Source organism: Kitasatospora sp. NPDC015120 (assembly GCF_043080305.1).
In the GTDB taxonomy this organism is placed as follows: Bacteria; Actinomycetota; Actinomycetes; order Streptomycetales; family Streptomycetaceae; genus Kitasatospora.
Genome location: NZ_JBIBVJ010000017.1, coordinates 78,182 through 84,471, shown reverse-complemented (window position 1 = coordinate 84,471; position 6,290 = coordinate 78,182). Strand labels below are relative to the sequence as shown.

Annotated in this window: 7 protein-coding genes and 1 riboswitch; of the genes, 3 read left to right on the top strand and 4 right to left on the bottom strand. The window is 75.0% G+C overall.

Features of this window, described 5'->3' with window-relative positions; genetic code table 11:
• Window positions 1-149 precede the first annotated feature (149 nt).
• Window positions 150-425 (bottom strand): MoaD/ThiS family protein, encoded by a 276-nt coding sequence (locus ACF1AK_RS28675; protein ID WP_350553263.1) that lies wholly within the window; start codon window positions 423-425, stop codon window positions 150-152.
• Window positions 426-484: 59 nt separating this feature from the next.
• Window positions 485-1,765 carry a threonine synthase gene (gene thrC / locus ACF1AK_RS28670; protein WP_391501725.1) on the bottom strand — a complete coding sequence of 427 codons (1,281 nt, stop codon included), beginning with the start codon at window positions 1,763-1,765 and terminating at the stop codon, window positions 485-487.
• 16 nt (window positions 1,766-1,781) lie between these two features.
• Window positions 1,782-1,913: riboswitch (SAM riboswitch) on the bottom strand.
• Window positions 1,914-2,074: 161 nt separating this feature from the next.
• Between thrC and ACF1AK_RS28665 the strand changes: the two genes are divergently transcribed.
• The gene (locus tag ACF1AK_RS28665; protein WP_391501724.1) at window positions 2,075-3,115 is read left to right on the top strand and encodes a glucosyl-3-phosphoglycerate synthase; all 1,041 of its coding nucleotides are present in this window, start codon (window positions 2,075-2,077) and stop codon (window positions 3,113-3,115) included.
• A 62-nt stretch (window positions 3,116-3,177) separates the two neighbouring features.
• Window positions 3,178-4,647 (top strand): trehalose-6-phosphate synthase, encoded by a 1,470-nt coding sequence (locus tag ACF1AK_RS28660; protein WP_391501723.1) that lies wholly within the window; start codon window positions 3,178-3,180, stop codon window positions 4,645-4,647.
• Here the strand turns inward: ACF1AK_RS28660 and otsB are convergent.
• Together otsB and ACF1AK_RS28650 are read right to left on the bottom strand one after the other, a co-directional pair.
• A complete protein-coding gene (otsB, locus tag ACF1AK_RS28655; protein WP_391501722.1) occupies window positions 4,631-5,482 on the bottom strand; it encodes a trehalose-phosphatase in 852 nt (283 codons plus the stop codon). The two genes, ACF1AK_RS28660 and otsB, sit on opposite strands and share 17 nt — an antisense overlap.
• A 30-nt stretch (window positions 5,483-5,512) precedes the next feature.
• Complete coding sequence (locus ACF1AK_RS28650) at window positions 5,513-5,818, bottom strand: DUF3263 domain-containing protein (RefSeq protein WP_391501721.1); 306 nt, start codon at window positions 5,816-5,818, stop codon at window positions 5,513-5,515.
• A 103-nt stretch (window positions 5,819-5,921) separates the two neighbouring features.
• Between ACF1AK_RS28650 and ACF1AK_RS28645 the strand changes: the two genes are divergently transcribed.
• Window positions 5,922-6,272: a cupin domain-containing protein gene (locus tag ACF1AK_RS28645; protein WP_391501720.1), complete on the top strand. Its 351-nt coding sequence runs from the start codon at window positions 5,922-5,924 to the stop codon at window positions 6,270-6,272.
• Window positions 6,273-6,290 lie beyond the last annotated feature (18 nt).

The following is a 6,290-nucleotide window of genomic DNA, read 5'->3' as shown; positions in this document are numbered from 1 at the left end:
CCCGGGGCCCGGGCCGCCCCCCCTTCCCCCCGCCCGGCCACCAAAAATCCCCCCCAAAACCCCGGGGCCCCGGGCCGCGCCCCGTTCGCCGGCCCCCCCCACGGCCGGTCAACGGCACGTCCGTCCGGCGGGAACGGGCACGGCGGGGCTCAGCCGCCGGCGACCGCCGGGATGATCGAGACGTTGGCGCCGTCCTTGATCTCCGTCGCCAGGCCCTCGGCGAAGCGCACGTCGTCGTCGTTCACGTAGACGTTGACGAAGCGGCGCAGCTTGCCGGTGTCGTCCAGGATGCGGGCGGCGATCCCGGCGTGGTTCTTCTCCAGGTCGGCGATGACCTCGCCCAGCGTGGTGCCCTCGGCGGGCACCTCGCTGGCGCCGCCGGTGTAGGTGCGCAGGATGGTCGGGATGCGGACGTTGGCGCTCATGGGGGTCTCCTCGGTGCGGGCGCGGGGGCGGCGCGGGGGGGCGGGTGGAGTACGGGGGGTCAGGCGGACGCCAGGCCGGCGCCCCGGAAGGACTCCAGGGTCGGCCGGATGACGGCGGTCATCCCGGCCTCCGAGACGGCGTCGAGGGTCTTCAGGCCGTCGCCGGTGTTGATCGCGACGGTCTCCTTCGACGGGTCCAGCCGGCCGGTCTCGACCAGCTTCTTCAGCACGCCGACCGTCACGCCGCCCGCGGTCTCCGCGAAGATGCCCTCGGTGCGGGCCAGCAGCCGGATCGCGGCCACGACCTCCTCGTCCGTCACGTCCTCGACCGCGCCGCCGGTGCGCCGGGCGATGTCCAGCACGTACGGGCCGTCGGCCGGGTTGCCGATCGCGAGCGACTTGGCGATGGTGTCCGGCTTGACCGGCCGGATCACGTCGTGGCCGGCCTTGAACGCGGCCGAGACCGGCGAGCAGCCCGCCGCCTGGGCGCCGAAGATCCGGTACGGCCGGTCCTCGACCAGGCCGAGCTTGATCAGCTCCTGCAGGCCCTTGTCGATCTTGGTGAGCTGGGAGCCCGAGGCGACCGGGATCACGATCTGCTCCGGCAGCCGCCAGCCCAGCTGCTCGCAGATCTCGTAGGCGAGCGTCTTGGAGCCCTCGCCGTAGTACGGCCGCAGGTTGACGTTGACGAAGCCCCAGCCCTCGCCGGCCGGGTCGCCGATCAGCTCCGAGCAGAACCGGTTCACGTCGTCGTAGTTGCCCTCGATGCCGACCAGCTCGCCGCCGTACACCCCGGCCATCACGACCTTGCCCTGCTCCAGGTCGTGCGGGATGAACACGCAGGACCGGAAGCCCGCCCGGGCCGCCGCCGCGCCCACCGCGCCGGCCAGGTTGCCGGTCGAGGAGCAGGACAGGGTGGTGTAGCCGAACACGCGGGCCGCCTCGATGGCGCAGGCCACCACGCGGTCCTTGAAGGAGTGGGTCGGGTTGCCCGAGTCGTCCTTGACGTGCAGCTGCGCGGTGAAGCCCAGCTCGCGGCCCAGGTTGTCGGCCTTGACCAGCGGGGTCCAGCCCGGGTTCAGGTTCGGCTTGCTCGCGACGTCGGCGGGCACCGGCAGCAGCGGTGCGTAGCGCCAGATCGACGCGGGACCGGCCTCGATGCGCTTGCGCAGTTCCTCGGCGCCCTCGCTGCCGAAGTCGTAGGCGATCTCCAGCGGGCCGAAACACTCCAGGCAGGCGAAGCTGGGGCCGAGCGGGAAGCGGGTTCCGCACTCGCGACAGGACAGCTGGGCGGCGGGGCCGAGGTCGACGGTGGCGGGTGCGGCGGTGTCGATGGACATGTGGCGGAGGCCTCTCTCCTCATCTTCCCCGTGACGCGGTCGCGCCCGGGCCGGAATTGGCACCTGTCCCGCCGGGGCCGTACGCCAGCCGTGCGAGAAGGTTGCCGGGACGTCAACGGGCCGTTCCCTCAGTCCCTCTGGATGAGCTCTGTGAAGTTGTGGTCCTGCTCAGCGGTGACCCCGGCGTGCGAAGGTCCGACCGCTGTACGAAGACTGTATCCGAAGGCGTCAACCCCGAACGGCACCGTCCGCCACGCGAGATGCCCCGTCCCACCAGGCCCCGTCCCCGAGCCCGCCGAGGAGAGCACCGTGCCCCCCGAACCGACCCCCGAGCTCCTCCCCGAGACGGCGTCCTGGCTGCGCCGGCGCTCGTGGAGCGCGGCCGACCGGCCGGTGCACACGCTGCCGGCGGCCAAGCGCGCGCTCGGCCCGGCCGGCACGGTCAGCGTCGTGCTGCCCGCCCTGGACGAGGAGGCCACCGTCGGCGAGATCGTCCGGATCATCCGCCGCGAGCTGATGGAGCGGCTGCCGCTGGTCGACGAGCTGGTGGTGGTCGACTCCGGCTCCGCCGACGCCACCGCCGAGGTCGCCGCGCGGGCCGGCGCGACCGTCGTGCACCGCGACGCGATCCTGCCCCGGCTGCCCGCCGCCCCCGGCAAGGGCGAGGTGCTCTGGCGCTCGCTGCTGGTCACCCGCGGCGAGATCGTCTGCTTCGTGGACGCCGACCTGCGCGAGTTCGACCCCGCCCTGGTCTCCGGCATCATCGGCCCGCTGCTCACCGAGCCGGACATCCAGCTGGTCAAGGCGATGTACGACCGGCCCCTGGAGACGGACGGCGCGGTGGTGCCGGCCGGCGGCGGCCGGGTCACCGAACTGGTCGCCCGCCCGCTGCTCAACCTGCACTGGCCGGAACTCGCCGGTTTCGTCCAGCCGCTCGGCGGTGAGTACGCGGCCCGCCGCTCGCTGCTCGAACGGCTGCCCTTCCCGACCGGCTACGGCGTCGAGCTCGGCCTGCTGGTGGACGCCCTGGAGACCGCCGGACTGGACGCGCTCGCCCAGGTGGACGTCGGCGTCCGCCACCACCGGCACCAGGACGGCCAGGCGCTCGGCCGGATGGCCGCCACCATCTACCGCACCGCGCTGGAACGGCTCGACCGCGCCCACCGGCTCAAGGCCTCCGCCGACCTGCTGCACCCCCGGCTCACCCAGTTCACCCGCGACCCGCGCACCCGCGCCTTCACCGCCCACACCCACCCGGTGACCGCCGTCGAACGCCCGCCGATGCACACCGTCCCCGAGTACGCCACCCGCCGCCGCGAGCCCGGCTTCCGGGTCGGGCGGGGGTCGTGACCTGACCCACGAGTCAGGCCCCGGGGGGTTTGCCACCCCGGACCCCCGGCAACCAACCAACCATGGGCCCTGACACGACCGAACGTTCGAATCCGACCGGCGCCGCCCCCGTCCTGGTGGCGTCCAACCGGGGGCCGGTGTCCTTCGGCACCGCGGACGACGGGACGCTGACCCTCCGCAGAGGCGGCGGAGGCCTGGTCTCCGGGCTCTCCGCCATCGACGACCCGGACGCCGTCTGGGTCTGTGCCGCACTCTCCGACGCCGACCGCCGGGCCGCCCGGGAGGCCCCGGACGGCCGCCTCGACCGGGCCGGCCACGACGTCGGCGGGCAAGCCGTGCGGATGCTCGACATAGACCCCCGGACCTTCGCCCGCGCCTACAACGGCGTCGCCAACTCCACCCTCTGGTTCGTCCACCACCTGCTCTGGAACACCCCGACCGCCCCCGCCTTCGACGCCGGCTTCCGCACCGAGTGGCAGGCCTACACCGACTACAACACCGCCTTCGCCGAGGCCCTCGCCGCCGAGGCGGCCCCGGGCGCCGCCGTCCTGGTGCAGGACTACCACCTCTCGCTCGTCCCCGCGCTGCTCCGCGCCGCCCGCCCCGACCTGCGGATCGGCCACTTCTCGCACACCCCCTGGGCGCCGCCGGAGTACCTGCGGCTGCTGCCCGACGACATCGCCGAGGCCGTCCTGACCGGCATCCTCGGCGCCGACCGGGCCGGTTTCCTCACCCGCCGCTGGGCGCTCGCCTTCGCCGACTGCTGCGAGCGGTTCCTCGGCGCGACGGTCGACCGCGAGGCGCTCACCGTCACGCACGCCGGCCGCACCACCGCGCTCGGCGTCCACGGCCTCGGCGCCGACGCCGACTTCCTGCGCGAGCGCGCCCACCGCCCGGACGTCGAGGAGCGGCTCGCCGCCCTGCGCGCCACCGTCGGCGAGCGCCGCACCGTCGTGCGGGTCGACCGCACCGAGCTGAGCAAGAACATCGTCCGCGGCTTCCTGGCCTACCGGCACCTGCTGCGCACCCGTCCCGAGTGGCACGACCGGGTGGTGCACATCGCCTTCGCCTACCCCTCCCGCACCGACCTCGCCGAGTACCGGGCCTACACCGACCAGGTGCGGGCGCTCGCCGCCGAGATCGACGCGGAGTTCGGCACACCGGACTGGACACCGCTGGTCCTGCACGTCGACGACGACTTCCCGCGCTCACTGGCCGCCTACCGGATGGCCGACGTCGCCCTGGTCAACCCGATCCGGGACGGCATGAACCTGGTCGCGAAGGAGGTCCCGGTGGTCTCCGACCGGGGCTGCGCGCTCGTGCTGTCCCGGGAGGCCGGCGCCCACGCCGAACTCGGCGAGGACGCGCTGAGCGTCAACCCGTACGACATCGTGGCCACCGCCGAGGCGCTGCACGCCGGGCTCACCATGGCGGCCGGCGAACGCGCCGACCGCACCAAGCGGCTGGCCGCCGCCGCGACCGCGCTGCCGCCCCAGCAGTGGTTCCTCGACCAGCTCAACGCCCTGCGCTGAGCTCCTCCCCCAGCGCGCCGAGCAGTTCCACCACGCCGGCCGGGCCCGGGACCACCAGGTCCGCCCGGTCGGCGAGCTCGCGCACCGGCGCGTCCGGCGCGTCGCCCACCGTGCCGCTGCAGACCAGCAGCCCGGCCAGGCCCTCCCCGCGCAGCTCCTCCACCGCCGCGAAGGCCGGGACGTCCCCGAGGTCGTCGCCCGCGTAGAGCACCGAACGGGCACCGCGCTCCCGCAGCAGCCCCGTCAGCGCCGCGCCCTTGTCCACCCCCGGCGGCCGCAGCTCCAGCACCATCCGGCCCGGCTCCACCACCAGTCCGTGTTCCCGGGCCAGTTCCTCCATCGGCCCGCGCAGCAGTTCGAAGGCGGCGGCCGGCTCCGCCGTGCGCCGGGTGTGCACGGCCACCGAGCGGCCCTTGTCCTCCACCGAGGTGCCGTCCGGCGCGCCGAGCGCGGCCAGCACCTGCGGCAGCCGCTCGCGCACCGCGTCGACGCCCGGGTGCGGCGGCGGCGCGGTCAGCTCGCCGTCCTCCCAGCGCTCCGCGCCGTAGTGCCCGAGCACCACCACGCCGTCGAGCCCGGCGAGCCCGCCGTACTCCACGGCCAGCGCGGCCGGGCGGCCGGTCACCACCGCCACCGCGCCGACCCGCGGCGCCAGCACGCGCAGTGCGGGCACCACGCCCGGGTGCGCCCGGGCCCGGCTCGGGTCGGGGACGATCGGGGCGAGCGTCCCGTCGAAGTCGAGGGCGATCACGGCGTCGCGGGGCGCGGCGAGCACCGCCGCCAGCCCCGCGCGCCCGGCATCCGTCAGCGGTCGCGTCATCTCGGCAAGGCCCATGCCTGGCACCGTACCCGCCCGGGCCGGAGGTCATCCGCCGGACGCCGGACCGTGCTCCTGCGGCCGGGCCTGGCGTGCCGCCCGGCGGGTGTCGCGGACCCGGCGCAGCCGGTTGACCAGGACCGGGGCGTGCGCCAGCGCCTCCGGCCGGTCCAGCAGCGCGTTCAGCAGCTGGTAGTACCGGGTGCTGGAGAGCCCCAGCTCCTCCCGGACGGCGCGCTCCTTGGCGCCGGCCGTCCGCCAGGAGCGGCCCTCCAGCTCCAGTACGGCCCGGTCCCGCTCGTCCAGGGCGCCGGGCGCAGCCGGTTCCGGTGCCGTCTCGTCGTCCGCGCCCATCGGGGCCCACCTCCGTCCATCACTACGGAGTGTCATTCTCCCCCGCGGACCCGACACACTCTGCGTCCTGTGCCGCCCCGGCCCGGCGGCTAGCGTCACGCCCATGACCAGCATCCCGCCCACCGCCTTCGCCCTGCACGTCCCGAGCGCCGAGCTCGTCCCCGACCCGCTCGACCCGGCGCAGATCGTCTCCGGGAGCCCCGAGGTGTCCGCCCTGGTGCTCACCGGGTCCGCCACCGGGGAGAGCGGCATCTGGCAGATCACGCCGGGGGTGGCGACCGACGTCGAGGCGGACGAGGTGTTCGTGGTGCTGAGCGGCCGGGCCACCGTCGTGGTCGACGGCGGCCCGGTGCTGGAGCTCGGCCCGGGCGACTGCGGGGTGCTGCGGGCGGGCGACCGCACCACCTGGACCGTCCACGAGACGCTCCGCAAGCTCTACACGGTCACCTACTGACGCCCGCCGGCGCCCGCC

What these genes read in the sequence shown, in the direction of transcription:
- thrC (WP_391501725.1), bottom strand. Translation starts at nt 1,765, where the DNA reads ATGTCCATCGACACCGCCGCACCCGCCACCGTCGACCTCGGCCCCGCC.
- otsB (WP_391501722.1), bottom strand. Translation starts at nt 5,482, where the DNA reads ATGGGCCTTGCCGAGATGACGCGACCGCTGACGGATGCCGGGCGCGCG.
- ACF1AK_RS28675 (WP_350553263.1), bottom strand. Translation starts at nt 425, where the DNA reads ATGAGCGCCAACGTCCGCATCCCGACCATCCTGCGCACCTACACCGGC.
- ACF1AK_RS28645 (WP_391501720.1), top strand. Translation starts at nt 5,922, where the DNA reads ATGACCAGCATCCCGCCCACCGCCTTCGCCCTGCACGTCCCGAGCGCC.
- ACF1AK_RS28650 (WP_391501721.1), bottom strand. Translation starts at nt 5,818, where the DNA reads ATGGGCGCGGACGACGAGACGGCACCGGAACCGGCTGCGCCCGGCGCC.
- ACF1AK_RS28660 (WP_391501723.1), top strand. Translation starts at nt 3,178, where the DNA reads ATGGGCCCTGACACGACCGAACGTTCGAATCCGACCGGCGCCGCCCCC.